The following is an 18,137-nucleotide window of genomic DNA, read 5'->3' as shown; positions in this document are numbered from 1 at the left end:
TCTCAATTAGATTTTACTTCTCAAAAATCAAAAGCCATTAGTTATCAGAATCCTATTCCATTTTAAGGTTTGTCAATCCTTATTAATAATCCACAAGCTCTTTAACGGCATTTTTCAACCTGTCTTTTGCGAGGTAATTGTTTTCTAGATCCTTCGCAAAAGGAATGGGTGTGTCGAGACTTGCCAGGCATTTCACCGGGGCATCCAAATATTCAAAACATTCATCGCCTATACGTGCCGCAAGACTGGTTATAAAACTACCGGTTAGGTTATCTTCGGTAAGCAATAGTACTTTACCGGTTTGAACAACTGTATCATTTATGGCATCCCAATCTAAGGGTACAAGCGTACGTAAGTCAATAAGCGCTATAGAGATTTCGAGCATGTCTGCAATAAGTTCAAGAGCCCAGTGAACAGGTGCACCAAAGGTTATGATACTAATCTGGGTACCCGCATTTAACAAGGCTGCTTTACCAAAGGGCAGGTTATAATATCCTGTCGGCACCGCTTGGCGAACCGTGCGGTACAAAGCTTTATGTTCAAAGAAAAGTACGGGATTGGGATCCTCAATGGCGCTAATCAAAAGTCCTTTTGCATCCGCAGGAAAGGCGGGATATACCACTTTTAATCCTGGGGTATGGGTAAACCAGGCTTCATTGCTCTGACTATGAAAAGGCCCTGCTCCCACTCCCGCACCACACGGCATGCGCAAAACAACATCTGCCACTTGCCCCCAGCGATAATGGGATTTTGCCAGGTAGTTTACAATAGGATTGAATCCTGAGGATACAAAATCGGCGAATTGTAGTTCAATAATTGCCTTAAAACCATTGATAGAAAGTCCCATACCGGCTTCAATGATGGCTGACTCACAAATGGGTGTATTGCGTACGCGATCTTTGCCAAAGGTGTCTACAAAACCTTCCGTGATCTTAAAAACGCCTCCATAATCTGCAATGTCCTGTCCCATTAAAACACAATTATCATGTCTGTGCATTGCTTCTTTCAAGGCTTGCGCAATGGCATCAATAAACCGAATTTCCCGGGAATTATTCCCCGGACTTTCCAGTTTAAATTTAAAAGGTGCATAAACGTCCTGAAGTTCGTTATCTGTAGAAACACTGGGTGCATTCTCAGCAAAAGCTATTTCTAGATTTTGGTCAATATTTTTCCTGATTTCCTGCTCTAAAAGGTCATTTTTGTCCAAATTGAGGAGATTTTTATTCATCAAAAACGCTCTGTAATTGATTAAAGGATCTCTTTTTTCCCAATGTTGCAGCAAATCTAAAGGAACATATTTCACTCCACTTGCTTCCTCGTGGCCACGCATCCTAAAAGTTTCAAATTCAATCAGGACAGGTCTGGGATGTTCGCGCATGCCCTGGGCGATTTCTGAAATGCGATTAAAAACCTCAGTGATGTTATTGCCATTTATCTGGTGGCCTTCCATACCATAACCTACCGCACGGTCAATCAAATGTTCACAACGGTACTGCTCCCTGGTAGGTGTTGATAGCCCATAACCATTATTTTCTATACAAAACAAAACCGGCAGATCCCACACCGAAGCAACATTGAGCGCCTCATGAAAATCCCCCTCACTGGTACCGCCCTCACCTGTAAAAACCGCGGTTATTTTTTGTTCTTTACGCAACTTATGACCAAGTGCAATCCCACAGGCAACGCCTAACTGCGGACCTAAATGCGAGATCATACCAATGATTTTGTAGCGCTGGGTTCCAAAATGAAAACTACGGTCACGACCCTTTGTAAATCCGCCCGTAGTTCCCTGCCACTGGGAAAACATGCGATGAAGGGGAATATTCCTGGCCGTAAATACACCTAGATTGCGGTGCATGGGTAAAATATATTCGTCTTCATGCAATGCAGACGTCACCCCTATGGAAATCGCCTCCTGACCTATCCCGCTAAACCATTTTGAAATTTTCCCCTGACGTAATAAAATCAGCATCTTTTCCTCTATGAGACGGGGCTCTAACATTCCTTTATAGAGCTTTAGAAGCCATTCATCTGACAGCTTTTCGCGGTCGAAAAAAAGTTCATTTCCTTCTATAAAATGTTCTCGCATAGTCGTATCTTGTTATTCAAATGCTGAAAATTAAGCGTTTATTTTACGAATACAATAAAACACTTAATTATAATTTTCTATACCGAAAAAGAATACCTTTTAAATTTAATACCTTTGAATCAGAAAAGTATATTCAACTTATGAACACCATTCCCAGCGTAGATCTTAAAGATTTTACCAGCGACGACCCAGAGAGAAAGCAAAAATTTATAGATGAATTAGGAAGTGCCTATGAAGATATAGGATTTGTTTCGCTTAAAAACCATTTTCTTGATGATCAACTTGTAGAACATTTATACAGTGAGATCAAAGATTTTTTTGACCTTCCCGAAGAGACTAAGACAAATTATGAGATAGAGGAACTTCATGGTCAGCGAGGCTATATTTCCTTCGGAAAAGAGCATGCAAAAGGAAAGAAAGAAGGGGATCTGAAAGAGTTCTGGCACTTTGGCCAGGAGCCTGAGGCAGATGCTGATCTTAAAGAGAAATATCCAGACAATGTACAGGTAAAAGAACTTGAGGATTTTAATGAAACCGGTATGCAAGCCTATAAAATGCTCGAGAAAACGGGTATTTACGTACTACGGGCACTTGCGCTATATATAGGTCTTGATGAGTTTTATTTCGATAAATGGGCCAAAAACGGAAACAGTATCCTGCGCCCTATACACTACCCTCCCATTACAGATGAGCCTAAAGGTGCCGTGCGTGCCGGGGCACACGGTGATATTAATCTAATTACCCTGCTTATGGGCGCTTCTGCCGGTGGACTTCAAGTACTGCGGAAAGATGGCGAGTGGATCGATGCCATTCCCCAGGATGATGAACTGGTAATCAACGTGGGCGATATGCTTGAACGTTTGACGAATAATAAACTTCGTTCTACCATTCATCGAGTGGCAAACCCACCGAAAGTTCAATGGAGCTCACCACGATATTCAATACCATTCTTCATGCACCCGCGTAGTGAGATGCCTTTAAATTGCTTAGACCTGTGCGTTAACGAAGAACATCCTAAGGCGTATGAAGATATCACTGCGGGAGCGTTTTTACATCAGCGGCTAGTGGATATAGGCCTGATAAAAGAGAAAAAGTAATACTAGTAATGGATTTAAAAGACCAACTTAAAAATCTTTTTCCGGATCATGAAATTCCGGAAGAAACGAATGAGACGAACGAAAACAAACTTGATATATGGATGCAGGACGAGCCGCTACATTGTGTTTATGAAAAACGCAAAGGCAAACCTGTAACGATTATCAAAGGGTATAATGGCGCTGATGAAGATTTTAAGATCCTTGCTAAAGAACTCAAAACGATGTTAGGTGTGGGTGGCAGTTTTAAGAAAGAGCAAATCTTAATCCAGGGCGATTACCGCGATCAAATCATGAAATTTTTGAAGGATAAAGGGTTTAAGGTCAAACGCGTGGGCGGATAATAATTTTCTGATTATGAGCAATAAAATTCTTCACATTATCAACGGTGATAGCCTGAAAGAAAGTCTGGAAAACATTCATCTGGATGGCGAAATTGTAGTTTGGCGTGAGATGTTATGTGAAGGTCCCACAGTTTCTCAAGTGGGCAATGATACGTTTATTTCCCTGCGAAAAAAGTTTCTTCAAGAAGAGTACGGTGTTAGTAGTACGTTGTACGAACAGGAATTTTTAAGCCAATTAAAAAAGCTAGATGCTATTAACCACTATGACGAAATCATCCTGTGGTTTGAATTTGATTTGTTCTGTCATATCAATATGCTTGCAGCAATCAGTTATCTTATTCAACAGAAAAAGAAAGAAAATTTGTACCTGGTATGCAGCGGTCGCGTCCCAGGAGAAAAAGACCTTACCGGCCTTGCAGACCTCAGCGAAAAACAATTGCTAAGTCACTATAAAAATAAAATAAGACTTTCTGAAGATGACCTGGATATGGCGCATTTTATCTGGCAATTATACTGCGGCAATAATCCCAGTAAATTGAAGCCGGAAATTCGGAAAAGTTCCAATTTCAAATATCTTTCCAGCTGTATACGAGCGCACATAGAGCGTTATCCTAATGTAGATACAGGTTTAAATACCTTGGAAACCAATATTTTGCGTTTAATAGAACGTGAACACATCACTTCAGAACATCAATTATGTGGTTATGCCCTTAGCTATCAGGGATATTATGGATATAGCGATAGTATGATTCTCAAAGTCATAGATAGATTGCGACCCTTCTTTCAAATTGGTCAGGAAGGTCTAGAACTTAACATGAACGGTAAGTTTGTACTGGATGGCACTCATAATTTTTACCGGGAACTAAAAAATAATGAAACCTACGGAGGCACTAACAAGTACGACTTCTTATATAGCCCAGAAAACCACCAACTACTCAAGCTTTAATCAACATGCCCTTTTCTCCTTCTGAGCTCATCCTTAATGCGGATGGGAGTATTTATCATTTAAATCTTTTACCACAAGATCTTGCACCCATTGTGATTACCGTGGGCGATCCTGATCGCGTAGAACACGTTACGAAGCATTTTGATACAATACGCGTAAAAAAACAGAAAAGAGAATTTAAAGCTCAAACCGGTACGTATAAAGGCAAGGAAATTACGGTTATCTCAACGGGCATAGGTACAGATAATATAGACATTGTCCTTAATGAGCTCGATGCCCTTGTAAATATAGATTTCAATACGCGAAGTGTGAAAGAGAATTTACAGTCGCTAAAAATCATTAGACTTGGTACAAGTGGTGCCATACAACCAGAAATCGAAATTGATTCGATACTAATTAGCCAGTTTGCTATAGGTTTTGACAGTTTACTTCAGTTTTATGATAGCAAACATATTCAAAACACTAAAATACAGAACGCGTTTATCGAACACAGTAAATGGGCTGTAGAAAAAAGTCAGCCGTATGTGATTACCGCCGATGAAAATTTACTAACACATTTTACGGAAACGAATTACCATATAGGCTTTACGGCAACGAATGTTGGTTTTTACGCACCACAGGGCAGAATGTTACGGGCTAAACTTCAGGACGACACACTCAATTCTAAAATTGCTTCTTTCAGGTACGAGGGGCTCAAAATCACAAATCTGGAAATGGAAACTTCCGGTATTTATGGCTTGTCAAGGCTATTGGGTCACCACGCTATATCCATTAATGCAATTCTTGCGAATAGAACTTTGGGAACTTTCAGCAGAAATGCTGATAAAACAGTCGATTTTATGATAAAATCGGCCTTAGAGCGTATAAAATCGCTCTAACTTTCTTTTAACAAAAGCTTAATTTTGGATGTAAGCGGCTTTTGTATTTTTGGTCAGATTAAAATCTACCCATGACCGAAAAACCTTTCAAGCACCGCGATTTAAACTGGCTCAGTTTTAATGCACGGGTATTACAAGAGGCCGAAGATAAAACCTTCAATCCGCTCTACGAGCGCATGAAATTTCTTGCTATTTATTCGTCAAATCTAGATGAATATTTTAGGGTACGTGTATCTCAGTTGCGACAGATGAAACGCGTAGAGAAAAGCATTCGTAAAAAACTTGCCCTGCACCCTAACAAAACGGTCAAAAAAATACTGGCAGAGGTTCATGAACAACAAGACCTTTTTGGTCAGATATTCAAAAAGGAAATCCTTCCGGAACTGAGGGAGAATAACATCTTGCTTTTACAAGCAGAAGATTTTGATGAAACCCAGCAAAAACTGGCGGATATTTGGTTCAAGACCCACTTGGAAAAAGAAATTGAGGTGGTAAACATTGATCTCAAAAAGGATGAGAAACCCTTTCTGGAAGATCGGGGACTTTATTATTGCCTTACCTTTAAAAATTCCCAGCATATCGGTTTCATTGAGATCCCTACCGCTTCTACTGGCAGGTTTATTTCTTTGGGAAGCAGAAATGGCGTCCATTTCATTACGTTTGTTGATGATATCATCCGCTATAAAAAAGACAGCTTTTTCACTTCTGAAGAAATTACCGGGATCTATGAGATCAAAGTCTCCCGTGATGCAGAACTTTATCTTGACGATGAGCTCGAGGGTATCCTTGCAGAGCGTATTTATAAATCGCTTGAGCAACGTCAAAAAGGCCAGCCTACACGTTTGCTATATGATGCTGATATGCCAAGGCCAGAGGCAAAAAAACTACGGAAATTGCTTGGTTTGGGCAAAATTGACATGATGCCCGGCGGTCGCTATCACAATTTCAATGATTTTTTCAAATTCCCCGATCCCACCAATAACCCAAAATTACATTACGAGGAAAAAGCACCTATACCGCACAAGGATTTAGATTCTGCAACTTCTTTATTTCAGGCTATAGCCGAAAAAGATTATCTGCTTCATTTTCCGTTCATGTCTTTCTCCTATGTAGAACAATTTGTGGAAGAGGCAGCAAATGATGAAGCGGTCACAGAAATTAAAATCTCGTTATACCGCGTTGCGGAAGAATCTGCATTGACCAGTGCACTGCTTACAGCTTTAAAAAACGGTAAAAAAGTAAGCATTTTTATTGAAGCAAAAGCGCGCTTTGACGAAGAGAACAATATTGACTGGGGCCGAAAATTTGAAGTAGCGGGAGCAAACGTCACCTATAGCTATCCGCGTATTAAAGTGCACTCAAAAATTTTAATGGTCAACCGAAAAGAGGATGGTAGCATCACACGCTATGTCTATATAGGTACTGGAAATTTTAATGGGGAAACTTCAAAAATCTATGCAGACCATGGCCTTTTTACCGCAAACAAAAAGATAACAAAAGAACTTTCACGGGTTTTTGAGGTACTAGAGGGTGAACTTATCATACCTAGGAACAAACACCTGCTCATATCTCCATTTACAACGCGTCGTAATTTTGAAAAGCTAATTCGTACCGAAATAGACAATGCGCGCAGAGGTAAAAAAGCAGCCATTACGGCTAAAATGAACAGTCTTGAAGATCCAGAAATGATAGAGCTCTTATACACAGCTAGTCAAGCCGGTGTTGAGATCAGGCTTATTGTAAGGGGTTTTAGCTGCCTGGTGCCCGGGATTGAAGGTGTTAGTGACAATATATTTATTACCAGTATTGTAGACCGTTATCTGGAACACGGCCGTATTTATTTGTTTCACAATGGTGGCGATGAGCAATTGTACATAGGCTCCGCCGATCTTATGACCCGCAATTTAGACAGGCGTATAGAAGTGTTGACGCCTATTTATGATACTGATCTTTTTGAAGAATTGAAAGACATACTAAATATACAATTACAGGATAACAGGAAAGCACGTATTCAGGATCAAGAAGAAACCAATACATATATTTCTGAGCGTGTGGGAGAACCGGCAGTACGATCACAATATGCCATCTACGATTATTTGAAAGAAAAACAATCCTAACTTATGAAAAGCAAAACTTTAAAACTAGGAGGTGTGCCAGAGCATTTCAATATGCCCATTCACCTCGCCATAGAGCAGGGACTTTTTAGCGCGAAAGGTATTGATGTGCAATGGGTAGAATTCCCTGATGGAACGGGTGCAATGAACAAGGCGCTTTGGGAAGGGAAAATTGATATGGCCATTATCCTTACGGAAGGTATAATTAGGGATATCGCAAATGGCAATCCCTCAAAGATCATACAGAATTATGTGTCTTCGCCCCTACGATGGGGAATTCATGTAGATGCTAAAAGCTCCTTTGAAAACATTGACGATCTGGAAGGAAAACGTGTTGCCATAAGCCGAATAGGCTCGGGTTCTCACGTTATGGCCTATGTTCAGGCTCATGAAAAGGGCTGGGATACCTCTGCTTTCGAGCTTGTGGAAATAGGCACCGTAGATAAAGCAATCGAAGCACTTGCCGAAGAAAAGGCGGATTATTTCATGTGGGAACATTTTACTACCAAACCATTGGTAGATAAAGGCATCTTCAAGCGAGTTGGGGATTTCCCAACGCCATGGTCCAGTTTTGTGGTTGCGGCCACAGATGAATGTATTGAAAATAACAATCAGCACTTAGCTACATTTTTAAAAGTTTTAAATGCTGTGACTGCACAATTTAAAAGTGTAAAGGACATCGAAAAAACCATAGCAAAAAACTACGATCAGCAATTAGAGGATGTTCAAAAGTGGATTTCCCTAACAGAATGGTCTCAGGATCAATTAAAGGAAAAAGAACTAAAAATAGTACAGGAGCGCCTTTTAGATCTTAAAATGGTTGATAACATCTGTGAGAAAGATTTCTTCCTGAAATCTATTTAAAATTACGTCTAGAGTAAGTGAGTATAGTTAAGATTAGAAGCATTGTATCGATATTGTTTACGTAGGTCAAAAAGTCCATCGTAAACAATATCTACAAAGCGTTTAAAAATGTTTCTGTCTTAAATTTTAGACACTTATCTTATCTCCATACAATTACCATTTAATTTCTTCTTTACCTTTTGAGCTTAGAAAGGTATTTGTAGTTGAAAAATGCTTGTTCCCGAACCAATATCCCCTATTTGCACTCAATGGTGAAGGATGACCGCTGGTCAATATTTTATGCTTATTGGAATCAATGAGGCGCTGTTTCTTTTTGGCATACCCGCCCCAAAGTATAAAAACCACATCTTCCCGTTCTTTGGATACTGTCTCTATTACATGATCTGTGAAAGTCTCCCAACCCTTGCCCTGATGCGAGCCTGCCTGATGCGCTCTTACTGTCAGCGTGGCATTGAGTAGCAATACGCCTTGCTTTGCCCAGTGCGCCAGGCTCCCGTTGGCCGGTATAGGTTTATTGAGATCAGTTTCCAACTCTTTGAAAATATTTATTAAAGAAGGGGGCATGGCTACATTCTCGCCAACCGAAAAACACAGACCATTCGCCTGACCCACGCCATGATAAGGATCCTGACCCAGAATAACCACGTTCACATCATCTAATGGACAAAGCTCAAAAGCCCTAAATATCTTTTTTCCGGGAGGAAAACACTTGTGCTCTGTATATTCTTTCTTCACATAATCAGTAAGTAATTTAAAGTAAGGTTTATCAAATTCCTGCTCAAGGGCGGCTTTCCAACTTGGATGTATGTCAACGTTCATATAAATAGTAAATTTGCAAAGATCTTATTTAGATTCTAAGCCTTAAAATTAGGCAATTGCTATGATAAAAATACATTCAAAAACACTTTCAGACCTCGAGTTTCCCACAATCTGCGCACATGTTAGTGACTTGTGCACTACAGATAAGGGCAAAAACAAAGCCTTAAAACTTGCCCCTCAGCGTACTGTGGCAAAAACGCATTTTGCGCTGAATCAAACGCAGGAATACATAAAGTCACAATACGAGGAGCAGCCCATTCCCAATCATGGTTTTGATGCCATAGATCATGAGCTAAAAATGCTTCAAATTGAAGATTTTACCTTAGAACTGGGCAGTTTCAGGAAAATAGCTGGTCTTTCTGCTACCGCAAATGAACATCTTGCTTTCTTTAAGAAGTTCAGGGAAATCTATCCTACGCTCTTTAATACGGTTCGCGATACAGAATACACCACTGTGATCACAGACGAGATCAATAAAGTGGTTGACCGTTTTGGTGAGATACGCGACGACGCTTCCCCCCTTTTGCAACAGACCCGTACAGCGATAAACCATACTCGGGGCAAGATAAATTCCAGTTTTTCTGCTGCACTTTCTCAATATTCGGGGTATGGGTATCTTGATGAAATACGCGAATCTATAGTAGATAATGTTCGGGTTTTGGCAGTTACCGCCATGCACAGGCGTAAGGTAAAAGGGTCGATATTGGGGAATTCCAAAACGGGCAGCATTGTTTACATTCAGCCGGAAGCGACCATGCAGCACCAGCGCGAACTCAACAATCTTCAGTATGAAGAAAATGAGGAAATCAAGCGGATTTTAAAGGAATTAACGGCATTTATTGGCCCTTTTCAGGAGTTATTGGAAGAATATCAGCGATTGCTGAGCACCATTGATGTGATTTCGGCTAAAGCCAAATATGCCAAAAAACTCAATGCGACCTTACCAAAAATAAGTGAAGACCGCGAGTTGCACCTCAAGGATGCCTACCATCCCCTACTCTGGCTCAATAATCAAAAGAGGGGCGAGCAAACGTTTCCACAGGATATAAGTCTGGATGATAAGCACCGTATAATTGTCATAAGCGGTCCCAATGCGGGCGGTAAAAGTATTACCTTAAAGACCGTTGGGTTGCTACAGGTAATGCTGCAAAGCGGTTTGCTCATCCCTGTTCATGAATATTCCCGTTTTTGCTTTTTCGATAAAATATTGACGGATATAGGTGATAATCAAAGTATAGAAAACCACCTCAGCACCTATAGTTATCGCTTAAAAAATATGAATTATTTCCTGCGGAAATGTGATGAAAATACCCTTTTCCTCATTGATGAATTTGGTACCGGTAGTGACCCCGAACTTGGTGGAGCACTGGCGGAAACGTTTCTGGAAGTATTTTATGAGCGTGGCAGTTACGGTATCATCACAACGCATTATGCCAACCTTAAAATGATGGCAAACGAGACTGAGGCGATTTCAAACGCAAACATGCTATTTGATGCAAAAACGCTTGAACCGCTTTACAAACTTTATCTGGGCGAGGCAGGGAGTTCCTTTACTTTTGAAGTAGCTCAAAAAAATGGTATTCCTTATTCCTTGATCAACCGTTCCAAGAAAAAGGTGGAACGCGGAAAAATCCGTTTTGACAAAAGTATCGCAGACCTCCAAAAAGAACGTAGTAAACTGGCAAAAACGACTACATCCCTTAAAGAAAAGGAACACGAAGCACGGCAGAAACAACAGGAACTGGATAAAACCAATTCCCGTATCCAGGACAAACTTGAAAGTTATCAGGAACTGTACGATAGCAACCAGCGCCTGATCTACTTAGGTCAAAAATTAAACGACCTGAGCGAAAAGTTTTATTCAAATAAAAAGAAAAAAGACTTACTCGACGAACTTTATAAAGTCGTTCAGATTGAAAATTCAAAACGCAAAAAGCAAAATGCAAAGCAAAAGCGTGCCGAAAAAGCAAAAGAAGCTGCTGTAAAACGGGAAGCTGAAAAGAAGGTGGAAGCCATCCGTCAGGAGAAAAAAACCGAAAAGTACAAAAAGCAAAAAGCTGAGGAGGCAAAACCGAAAGTCGTCTTGAAAGTGGGTGACCGCGTACGCCTCCCAGATGGGCGTGCAGTGGGAAGCATTGATGAGATCGAGAAAGGAAAAGCAATTGTAAACTACGGGATGTTTACAACGAATGTGGATGTGGATAAATTGGAACTGGTTCAACCAGCAAAAAAGTAACCTGAATAGGTTCAATAATCAGCAGTTAAAATCGTGAAAACGGAAAATCCAGATAAAAAAATAGTTCTTTTTGACGGTGTCTGTAATTTGTGCAACAGCGCAATCACTTTTATTATCAAAAGGGATACAAAAGATATGTTTAGGTTCGCTCCATTAACAAGTGATCTGGGGATTAAATTGCTTAATAAGTTTGACATCGATCCGGAAAAAACAGATTCCCTGATACTAATTACCGAGGAAAAAGCTTTTATTAAATCCAGTGCAGCCCTACATATAGCACGTGATTTATCCGGAGGCTGGCCCGTATTGTCCATTTTCTTGCTATTGCCTAAATTTATAAGGAATGGGGTCTATGATTTTATCGCAAAAAACCGCTACAATTGGTTCGGAAAGAAAGAAAGTTGCATGATCCCCACACCAACTTTAAAAGATAAGTTTTTAACCTAGTTGGTTTATAATCAAATTAAATAATCAAAGAATGAGCACCAAACCAAAATTATTGATTTTTGACGTTAACGAGACTTTACTCGATCTCAAACCGCTGAAGGAAAAAGTCAACGAGGCGCTTGAAAGTGAAACAGGCTTTTCCGTTTGGTTTCGTACCCTGCTGCACTATTCGCTTGTGGAAACAACATCCTTAAATTATGCTGATTTTGGAGAGATAGGTCAGGCAACTTTAAAAATGGTGTCAAAGCAGTTTGACAGACCTTTACAGGATACTGAAATTGAAAATATCCTTTCGAAAATTAAGGAACTTCCACCACATACTGATGTTATTGAGGGACTGGAACAATTGGCTGCACAGGGTTTTGAACTCGCTGCGCTGACTAATGGCAATTTAAGAACGGTTAAGGATCAATTGCATTTTGCCAAGATAGATCATCTATTTAAAGGTATTTATAGCGTTGATGCCGTGCAAAAGTATAAACCACATCCAGAGACTTATGCGCATGTTTTAAATGTTATGAATACTGAAAAAGAAAATGCCATGCTTGTTGCCGCTCACGGCTGGGACATTACTGGCGCGCAGCGCGCAGGATTGCAAACATGCTTTCTAGAACGCCCTGGTAAGTTCTTATACCCGCTAGCCGAAAAACCGACCTATTCCATCAAAAAATTGACGGAATTGCCTGATTTATTGACTAATTAGCAGATACGGTAAAATTATCAAATCCTGCAGAATCTTCAGCCCCATTCTGCTTTATTCTAATGCGCAACGCCACGGTTAAGGTTCCGGCAGGTATAATTTCAGAAATCATTCCATTAGAGGAAATACCGTCTCCTTCGGCAGCACCCTCTATAAGCAATACCTCGGCCTGATCTTCTCCATCAATGACGATAGTATAATAACAAGCATCCCCGCCATCAAATTCAAAAAACTCGTAATTGAAGGAAACCGTGGCACCATTGGGTAGCGAAGCGATGTCCACAGGGTCAAATGTTAGTGTAGCAAATTCGGTAGTTCCATTATCACCCTCATCATTTAAATCAAGAATACCTAGAAAATTGTTAGTAAGCGTAGTGATATCATCAAGGTTAGACTGCTCTGTGATACCATAAAACCCATCATCACCATTATCAAAGAATGCAATGTCTGATGAATACGACCATGTTCTGCCACTGTCAAAATTTTGTACAATGTTTGAAAAACCAATATCATTTATGCAATAAATATCCTGCCAGGCAGAACCATTCCAGATTTGAAGACATTGATTTGCTTGAGCGGCATCGTTCACAAATACAATTAATCCAGCATCCTCTTTAGTTGCATTGATCTTGTCGCGCTGAGCTACAGAAACCCGGGGTGGCATAAATCCTTTATAATCCACATCATTTGATGAGCTACTCACCTCGAGCATTGCGGCACCACTTGGCTCAGTAGTCCCTATACCCACCTGGGCAGATAGTTTTAAAAAGAAGAAAAAGGATAGTAGTAAAGTAATTATTTTCATACGCTATGTTTTCAGAACATGCGTAGATTAAATTGGTTTAAAGGTAGGTTTGGATTTTGAATATAGCTATTAATTATATTCTAAATACATGGCTACCAACTATTTCGATAAATCAATTAAATTATCCGATAATCTGTTAATCCTCTTCTACATCAAAAGCTTTATCAGGATTTTTGTTTTCCTGATAATTAAACAAACCTTCCCCTTTAGCGATTACCGAAGAAACGGTTGCATCCCCAGTTACGTTGACCACGGTGCGCATCATGTCAAGAATACGGTCTACGGGAAGAATAATACCTATCCAGGCAGGATTGAGACCCACAGATTGTAAGACAATGATCAACATAACGAGACCGGCGCTAGGTACCGCCGCAGATCCTATGGAGGCAAGTGTAGCCGTCAGAACAATCGTAAGCTGTTGGCCTAGGGTGAGATCTATCATATGAAGTTGTGCTAAAAATACTACAGCTACAGCTTGATAAAGGCAAGTTCCGTCCATATTGACTGTCGCACCTATAGGTAAGACAAAACTGGTGATTTTCTTATCTACACCCAGGTTATCTTCTACACATTCCATTGTAACCGGCAATGTAGCTGCACTACTGGAAGTTGAAAAAGCGAGCATCTGAGCAGGTCCCATGGCCCTAAAAAAGCCGAAATAAGATACCGCTCGCACAAAAATCTTAAATATCAATGGATAAATAATAAAGATCATTGAAGCAAGGCCTATGACCACTGTCAGTGAATACCAACTTAGTCCCTTAAAGATCTCCAGAACCTTCCCTACGTCATTCCCTGCCATTTTACTTACTACTCCTGCAAGAAGGGCGAATACGAAAAAGGGTGCTGCACGCATCACAATATCTACCATTTTAAGAAAGATCTCCATAATACCATCTACAGCCTTCGTAACAGGGGCAGATTTTTCTGTGGGAATAAACAATAAACTTATACCGAAAAACAGTGCAAAGAAAATCACCTGTAGCATAAGACCATTGTCTCCTAAGGCTTGAAAAAAGTTTTCTGGGACCATATCAACCAGTGGCTGCAGCGGGCCAGATTCTTCCGCTTGATTTGCTGTTGCCACTTTATCATTTACCGCTGCGTCATTAAGTTCGCCACGGGATAAGTCAGTTATTTTTTTTGCACGCTCCATAAATTCAGGATCCTGCAGGTAATTCACGCCGTCTTTGATCTGTAAATTCTGGGAGGCCGCCCATACTTCATATCCTATACGATTGTCTATGCGACTGTCTTCATCTACTAACTTACCGGGTTTGATAAGGTTTACAAGAAGTAAACCCACGGTAACTGCGAGAACAGTAGTAAGCAAATACGCGAGAAGGGTTTTACCCCCCATTCGGCCCAGACTTGAGGGATCTCCTATATTTGCCACACCATTTATAATGGAAAAAAGCACCAGCGGAACCGCAATTAATTTGAGCAGATTGATAAAAATGGTACCGAAAGGAGCTATCCAGTTTATGGTGAACTCACTCCAACCCAATTGGCTGGAAAGCAACGCCCAGATAATACCCAGAAATAAACCGATAATGATCTGCCAGTGTAGTGCTATTTTCTTCATGTACATATTTTATAGAACCTTCGGTAAGCAATTTTGCTTCTTAAATTTCCGAAGGGATGTTAAGTTGGGTAACGGGTAATATCAATTGTTGCCATTAATGGCTAAAAAATCGTTCCTTTTAAGCCAAAATTTGAATTGGTTCAGCAAAATAGCTAACTTTTTTAAAGTGGCAAACGTTCATCCCAAAAATAACGTTCGGTGCGAACAAGTCTAACATTTTCCTTAAATGCACTATGAGCAGTATTGAGAATATAATTAAATTCAAAAGGAATAACAGCAGATGGAACTTTTAGCACCAAACCCCCCTGTTTTTTATACCAATCAGAACCAATCTGTTGCAATTGTGGATAAGCACTGATTTTTTTCCAGTTTTCAGGAAGTTGATTTTGACTAAGTGTTTTGTATAGATCTGGATCGTCACTGATGGAAAGTACAACTACGCTGTAGGGTACCATAGGTTGTATCGCACTGCGGTGAACGATTAATTCTAATGTGGAAAGTGATCTGCTACTACCTGCGTAAATAACAAATTCACCTTTTTTGTTCCACCGGTTTGGTCGTCCAGAAGCGGTAAGTAAATGATCATATTTGGCCGCTGTGATCTTAAAAACCTCCATGAAACGAATTAGATATTGTCTCCATGTTCCATGGCTGCAAGACGGTCATCAATAAACAGTACGCCACTAAACGTTGTTAAAAATGAAGCAGGAGCTTTATTATCAAAATAAAAGTTAGCTGTTTCTAGCCATTCAGAGAAAATTTTATAATCCCCAAAAACCGATTTCCCATGCTTGAAAAGGGAAAGTAAAAGCACTATTTTTTCTTGAACATAGTCTTTAATGGTGGTGTTTTTGTTTTTGTAATTGCGCAGAGTCTTTACGTTTATATTCAACCACTCTGCAATCACCGATTCATTAAAAAATGCCATTTCGCGCAGCGTATCGAGAGAGCTTATACCCACTTTTTCTGTCTCTAAATAACTCAGGACGGCAGTTTCATTGACCTGATCTGGAATTTTATCTGAAATGAGATATGCTTTAGATACTGTCATAGCTTTTTATTTCCCTAAATTTAGGTAAAATTTCCTTATCCTAGAAGTATTTTTACCTATTTAACGAATAATTCGATTTACAATTTAGAGGTTTTATTGATTAAGAGATAATCAGCGAGCACGAGTGCGGCCATAGCTTCTACAATAGGAACGGCACGGGGAACCACGCAAGGATCATGGCGGCCTTTGCCCTGCATTTCCGTTTCATTGCCCTCTTTATCAATGGTAGGCTGGTTTTGCATAATTGTGGCAACAGGCTTAAAGGCTACCCGAAAGTATATATCCATCCCATTGCTGATACCTCCCTGTATACCACCGCTCATATTGGTTTTTGTGCTTCCATCCTTATTAAAAAGATCGTTGTGATCACTCCCCTTCATCCTGGCACCATCAAAACCGCTTCCGTATTCAAAACCTTTTACGGCATTGATAGAGAGCATGGCCTTGCCCAGATCTGCATGTAACTTGTCAAATACGGGTTCGCCAAGGCCCACGGGCACATTCTGCAGTACGCACATGACCGTCCCGCCAATGGTATCTCCTTCTTTTCTGATCTCTTTTATTCGCGTGATCATTTTTTCCGCAAAAACGGAATCAGGACAGCGCACGTCATTGCTCTCAATGTTATCAAAATCAAGTTCCTGATATGGTGTATCCATATGGATATCACCTACGGAATCCACAAAAGCATTGATTTTTATATTTTTCAGTACTTGTTTAGCGATCGCTCCAGCTGCTACCCTACTTGCAGTTTCCCGGGCAGAAGAACGCCCGCCTCCCCTGTAATCCCGTACGCCATATTTTTGATCATACGTATAATCTGCATGTGAGGGTCTATAGCTGTCCTTTATGTGACCATAATCCTTAGATTTCTGGTTGGTGTTCACTATATGAAAACCTATGGGCGTCCCGGTGGTTCTTCCTTCAAAAATACCGGAAAAAAACTGCACGGTATCTGGTTCCTTGCGCTGTGTGACTATAGAGGATTGGCCAGGGCGACGGCGCTGCATATCACGTTCTACAAGATCAAGGTCAAGTTCTACGCCGGCCGGACAGCCGTCTATGATACCACCTATCGCTTCTCCATGTGATTCGCCAAATGTCGTTAGTTTAAATAATGTGCCAAAGCTATTTCCTGCCATGATTTTCTAGTTTTAGTACGAAAATAGCAGCTTTTGACCAATAAATGACCGTTTTCTAACCTCATTTATGAATTTATATAGAGCCACTCCACATAGATTTAATGACCCATTAATATTGGAGTAATGTAGAAAGCTGTTCTTTGATGAAAACCAAGCCATTGAAACGAAAAGTAGAAATAGTCGTTATTTCAGATGTACATCTGGGTACGTATGGTTCTCACGCTAATGAACTGTTGCACTATCTGCAGGGCATAAAACCTAAAATCCTTATTCTCAACGGCGATATCATTGATATCTGGCAATTTAGAAAAAGCTATTTTCCACAAAGCCATTTACAGGTGATCAAAAAAATATTGGCGCTGGCAACAAAAGGAACCAAAGTTTATTACATCACCGGTAATCATGATGAGAAACTAAGAAAATTTAGTCCAATTACGTTAGGTAATATTTCGGTGATTGATAAACTTGTGTTGAATCTGGACGGAAAAAAAGCCTGGTTTTTTCACGGCGATGTGTTTGATGCTTCTGTTCAACACGCTAAATGGATTGCTAAATTGGGAGGTTGGGGTTATGACTTTTTGATTGTTTTTAATCGGTTTATCAATTGGTGGTTACTAAAATTGGGCAGGCCAAAATATTCCCTTTCTAAAAAAATAAAGAACAGCGTAAAAAAAAGCGGTACGTTTTATCACCGATTTTGAGGAAACCGCTGGCCAACTCGCTTGCGAAAATGGCTTTAATTATGTTGTTTGTGGCCATATCCATCAACCGCAAATACGCAACTTTCATTACAAACAGCAATCCTGCCTTTATCTCAACAGCGGTGACTGGATCGAAAATCTATCGGCACTCGAATATAATGATGGGAAATGGTCGCTCATGGTTCACGAAGAACAGGATGTTGTCTCAAAGCAGTATGATAAACCAAAGGATATGGAAGCATTTCTCGTATCTCTCATGACTACACTTTCAACCCTGAATATTCAATAATAAATTCTAAATTTATTTGTAAATCGTTAAAAA

Annotated in this window: 16 protein-coding genes and 1 pseudogene; 10 read left to right on the top strand and 7 right to left on the bottom strand. The window is 40.1% G+C overall.

Going from position 1 to position 18,137, the window contains the following annotated elements:
* Positions 1-82: 82 nt before the first annotated feature.
* On the bottom strand, positions 83-2,089 hold the full coding sequence (locus tag P162_RS15610; protein WP_031428688.1) for a thiamine pyrophosphate-dependent enzyme: 2,007 nt from the start codon (positions 2,087-2,089) through the stop codon (positions 83-85).
* A gap of 140 nt (positions 2,090-2,229) precedes the next feature.
* On the opposite strand from P162_RS15610, the gene P162_RS15605 reads away from it, so the two are divergent.
* From P162_RS15605 to P162_RS15580, 6 genes are all read left to right on the top strand, one after another.
* Positions 2,230-3,186, top strand: coding sequence for an isopenicillin N synthase family dioxygenase (locus P162_RS15605; protein WP_031428687.1), 957 nt, complete (start codon positions 2,230-2,232; stop codon positions 3,184-3,186).
* 8 nt (positions 3,187-3,194) lie between these two features.
* Positions 3,195-3,527, top strand: a complete 333-nt coding sequence (locus P162_RS15600; protein ID WP_031428685.1) for a translation initiation factor — start codon at positions 3,195-3,197, stop codon at positions 3,525-3,527.
* 13 nt (positions 3,528-3,540) lie between these two features.
* On the top strand, positions 3,541-4,473 hold the full coding sequence (locus P162_RS15595; RefSeq protein WP_031428683.1) for a DUF1835 domain-containing protein: 933 nt from the start codon (positions 3,541-3,543) through the stop codon (positions 4,471-4,473).
* 5 nt (positions 4,474-4,478) lie between these two features.
* Positions 4,479-5,351 carry a nucleoside phosphorylase gene (locus P162_RS15590; RefSeq protein ID WP_031428681.1) on the top strand — a complete coding sequence of 291 codons (873 nt, stop codon included), beginning with the start codon at positions 4,479-4,481 and terminating at the stop codon, positions 5,349-5,351.
* A 71-nt stretch (positions 5,352-5,422) separates the two neighbouring features.
* Positions 5,423-7,468 carry a polyphosphate kinase 1 gene (gene ppk1 / locus P162_RS15585; protein ID WP_031428679.1) on the top strand — a complete coding sequence of 682 codons (2,046 nt, stop codon included), beginning with the start codon at positions 5,423-5,425 and terminating at the stop codon, positions 7,466-7,468.
* 3 nt (positions 7,469-7,471) lie between these two features.
* The gene (locus tag P162_RS15580; RefSeq protein WP_031428677.1) at positions 7,472-8,329 is read left to right on the top strand and encodes a substrate-binding domain-containing protein; all 858 of its coding nucleotides are present in this window, start codon (positions 7,472-7,474) and stop codon (positions 8,327-8,329) included.
* A 153-nt stretch (positions 8,330-8,482) separates the two neighbouring features.
* Here P162_RS15580 and ung read toward each other — a convergent pair whose 3' ends face one another.
* Positions 8,483-9,148: a uracil-DNA glycosylase gene (gene ung / locus P162_RS15575; protein ID WP_031428676.1), complete on the bottom strand. Its 666-nt coding sequence runs from the start codon at positions 9,146-9,148 to the stop codon at positions 8,483-8,485.
* A 61-nt stretch (positions 9,149-9,209) separates the two neighbouring features.
* On the opposite strand from ung, the gene P162_RS15570 reads away from it, so the two are divergent.
* Genes P162_RS15570 through P162_RS15560 form a run of 3 tightly spaced genes read left to right on the top strand, consistent with a single transcriptional unit; the run spans position 9,210 to position 12,534 of the window.
* Entirely contained in the window at positions 9,210-11,384 is a 2,175-nt protein-coding gene (locus tag P162_RS15570; RefSeq protein ID WP_031428675.1) for an endonuclease MutS2, read from the top strand.
* Positions 11,385-11,417: 33 nt separating this feature from the next.
* Positions 11,418-11,831 carry a DCC1-like thiol-disulfide oxidoreductase family protein gene (locus P162_RS15565; RefSeq protein ID WP_031428674.1) on the top strand — a complete coding sequence of 138 codons (414 nt, stop codon included), beginning with the start codon at positions 11,418-11,420 and terminating at the stop codon, positions 11,829-11,831.
* A gap of 31 nt (positions 11,832-11,862) precedes the next feature.
* Positions 11,863-12,534 (top strand): haloacid dehalogenase type II, encoded by a 672-nt coding sequence (locus tag P162_RS15560; protein WP_031428673.1) that lies wholly within the window; start codon positions 11,863-11,865, stop codon positions 12,532-12,534.
* Here P162_RS15560 and P162_RS15555 read toward each other — a convergent pair.
* The 5 genes from P162_RS15555 to aroC all read right to left on the bottom strand — a co-directional run bounded on the left by P162_RS15555 (position 12,527) and on the right by aroC (position 17,114).
* On the bottom strand, positions 12,527-13,336 hold the full coding sequence (locus P162_RS15555) for a hypothetical protein (RefSeq protein ID WP_031428672.1): 810 nt from the start codon (positions 13,334-13,336) through the stop codon (positions 12,527-12,529). The genes P162_RS15560 and P162_RS15555 overlap by 8 nt on opposite strands.
* A gap of 136 nt (positions 13,337-13,472) precedes the next feature.
* Positions 13,473-14,921 carry a dicarboxylate/amino acid:cation symporter gene (locus tag P162_RS15550; protein WP_031428671.1) on the bottom strand — a complete coding sequence of 483 codons (1,449 nt, stop codon included), beginning with the start codon at positions 14,919-14,921 and terminating at the stop codon, positions 13,473-13,475.
* Positions 14,922-15,082: 161 nt separating this feature from the next.
* Entirely contained in the window at positions 15,083-15,538 is a 456-nt protein-coding gene (locus P162_RS15545) for an RES family NAD+ phosphorylase (RefSeq protein WP_031428669.1), read from the bottom strand.
* An 8-nt stretch (positions 15,539-15,546) separates the two neighbouring features.
* Positions 15,547-15,972 (bottom strand): antitoxin Xre/MbcA/ParS toxin-binding domain-containing protein, encoded by a 426-nt coding sequence (locus P162_RS15540; RefSeq protein WP_031428668.1) that lies wholly within the window; start codon positions 15,970-15,972, stop codon positions 15,547-15,549.
* 77 nt (positions 15,973-16,049) lie between these two features.
* The gene (aroC, locus tag P162_RS15535; protein WP_031428666.1) at positions 16,050-17,114 is read right to left on the bottom strand and encodes a chorismate synthase; all 1,065 of its coding nucleotides are present in this window, start codon (positions 17,112-17,114) and stop codon (positions 16,050-16,052) included.
* A 143-nt stretch (positions 17,115-17,257) separates the two neighbouring features.
* On the opposite strand from aroC, the pseudogene P162_RS15530 reads away from it, so the two are divergent.
* A pseudogene (locus P162_RS15530) lies at positions 17,258-18,104 on the top strand (UDP-2,3-diacylglucosamine diphosphatase).
* The last annotated feature ends 33 nt before the right edge of the window (positions 18,105-18,137 follow it).

Origin of the sequence: Flavimarina sp. Hel_I_48 (assembly GCF_000733945.1) — a bacterium.
Lineage (GTDB): Bacteria > Bacteroidota > Bacteroidia > Flavobacteriales > Flavobacteriaceae > Leeuwenhoekiella.
This window is presented reverse-complemented; position numbering and strand designations above follow the sequence as displayed.

Bases quoted from the DNA above. Each gene is read 5' to 3' on its own strand.
- P162_RS15610 (WP_031428688.1), bottom strand. From the start codon at position 2,089: ATGCGAGAACATTTTATAGAAGGAAATGAACTTTTTTTCGACCGCGAA.
- P162_RS15605 (WP_031428687.1), top strand. From the start codon at position 2,230: ATGAACACCATTCCCAGCGTAGATCTTAAAGATTTTACCAGCGACGAC.
- P162_RS15600 (WP_031428685.1), top strand. From the start codon at position 3,195: ATGGATTTAAAAGACCAACTTAAAAATCTTTTTCCGGATCATGAAATT.
- P162_RS15595 (WP_031428683.1), top strand. From the start codon at position 3,541: ATGAGCAATAAAATTCTTCACATTATCAACGGTGATAGCCTGAAAGAA.
- P162_RS15590 (WP_031428681.1), top strand. From the start codon at position 4,479: ATGCCCTTTTCTCCTTCTGAGCTCATCCTTAATGCGGATGGGAGTATT.
- ppk1 (WP_031428679.1), top strand. From the start codon at position 5,423: ATGACCGAAAAACCTTTCAAGCACCGCGATTTAAACTGGCTCAGTTTT.
- P162_RS15580 (WP_031428677.1), top strand. From the start codon at position 7,472: ATGAAAAGCAAAACTTTAAAACTAGGAGGTGTGCCAGAGCATTTCAAT.
- ung (WP_031428676.1), bottom strand. From the start codon at position 9,148: ATGAACGTTGACATACATCCAAGTTGGAAAGCCGCCCTTGAGCAGGAA.
- P162_RS15570 (WP_031428675.1), top strand. From the start codon at position 9,210: ATGATAAAAATACATTCAAAAACACTTTCAGACCTCGAGTTTCCCACA.
- P162_RS15560 (WP_031428673.1), top strand. From the start codon at position 11,863: ATGAGCACCAAACCAAAATTATTGATTTTTGACGTTAACGAGACTTTA.
- P162_RS15555 (WP_031428672.1), bottom strand. From the start codon at position 13,336: ATGAAAATAATTACTTTACTACTATCCTTTTTCTTCTTTTTAAAACTA.
- P162_RS15550 (WP_031428671.1), bottom strand. From the start codon at position 14,921: ATGAAGAAAATAGCACTACACTGGCAGATCATTATCGGTTTATTTCTG.
- P162_RS15545 (WP_031428669.1), bottom strand. From the start codon at position 15,538: ATGGAGGTTTTTAAGATCACAGCGGCCAAATATGATCATTTACTTACC.
- P162_RS15540 (WP_031428668.1), bottom strand. From the start codon at position 15,972: ATGACAGTATCTAAAGCATATCTCATTTCAGATAAAATTCCAGATCAG.
- aroC (WP_031428666.1), bottom strand. From the start codon at position 17,114: ATGGCAGGAAATAGCTTTGGCACATTATTTAAACTAACGACATTTGGC.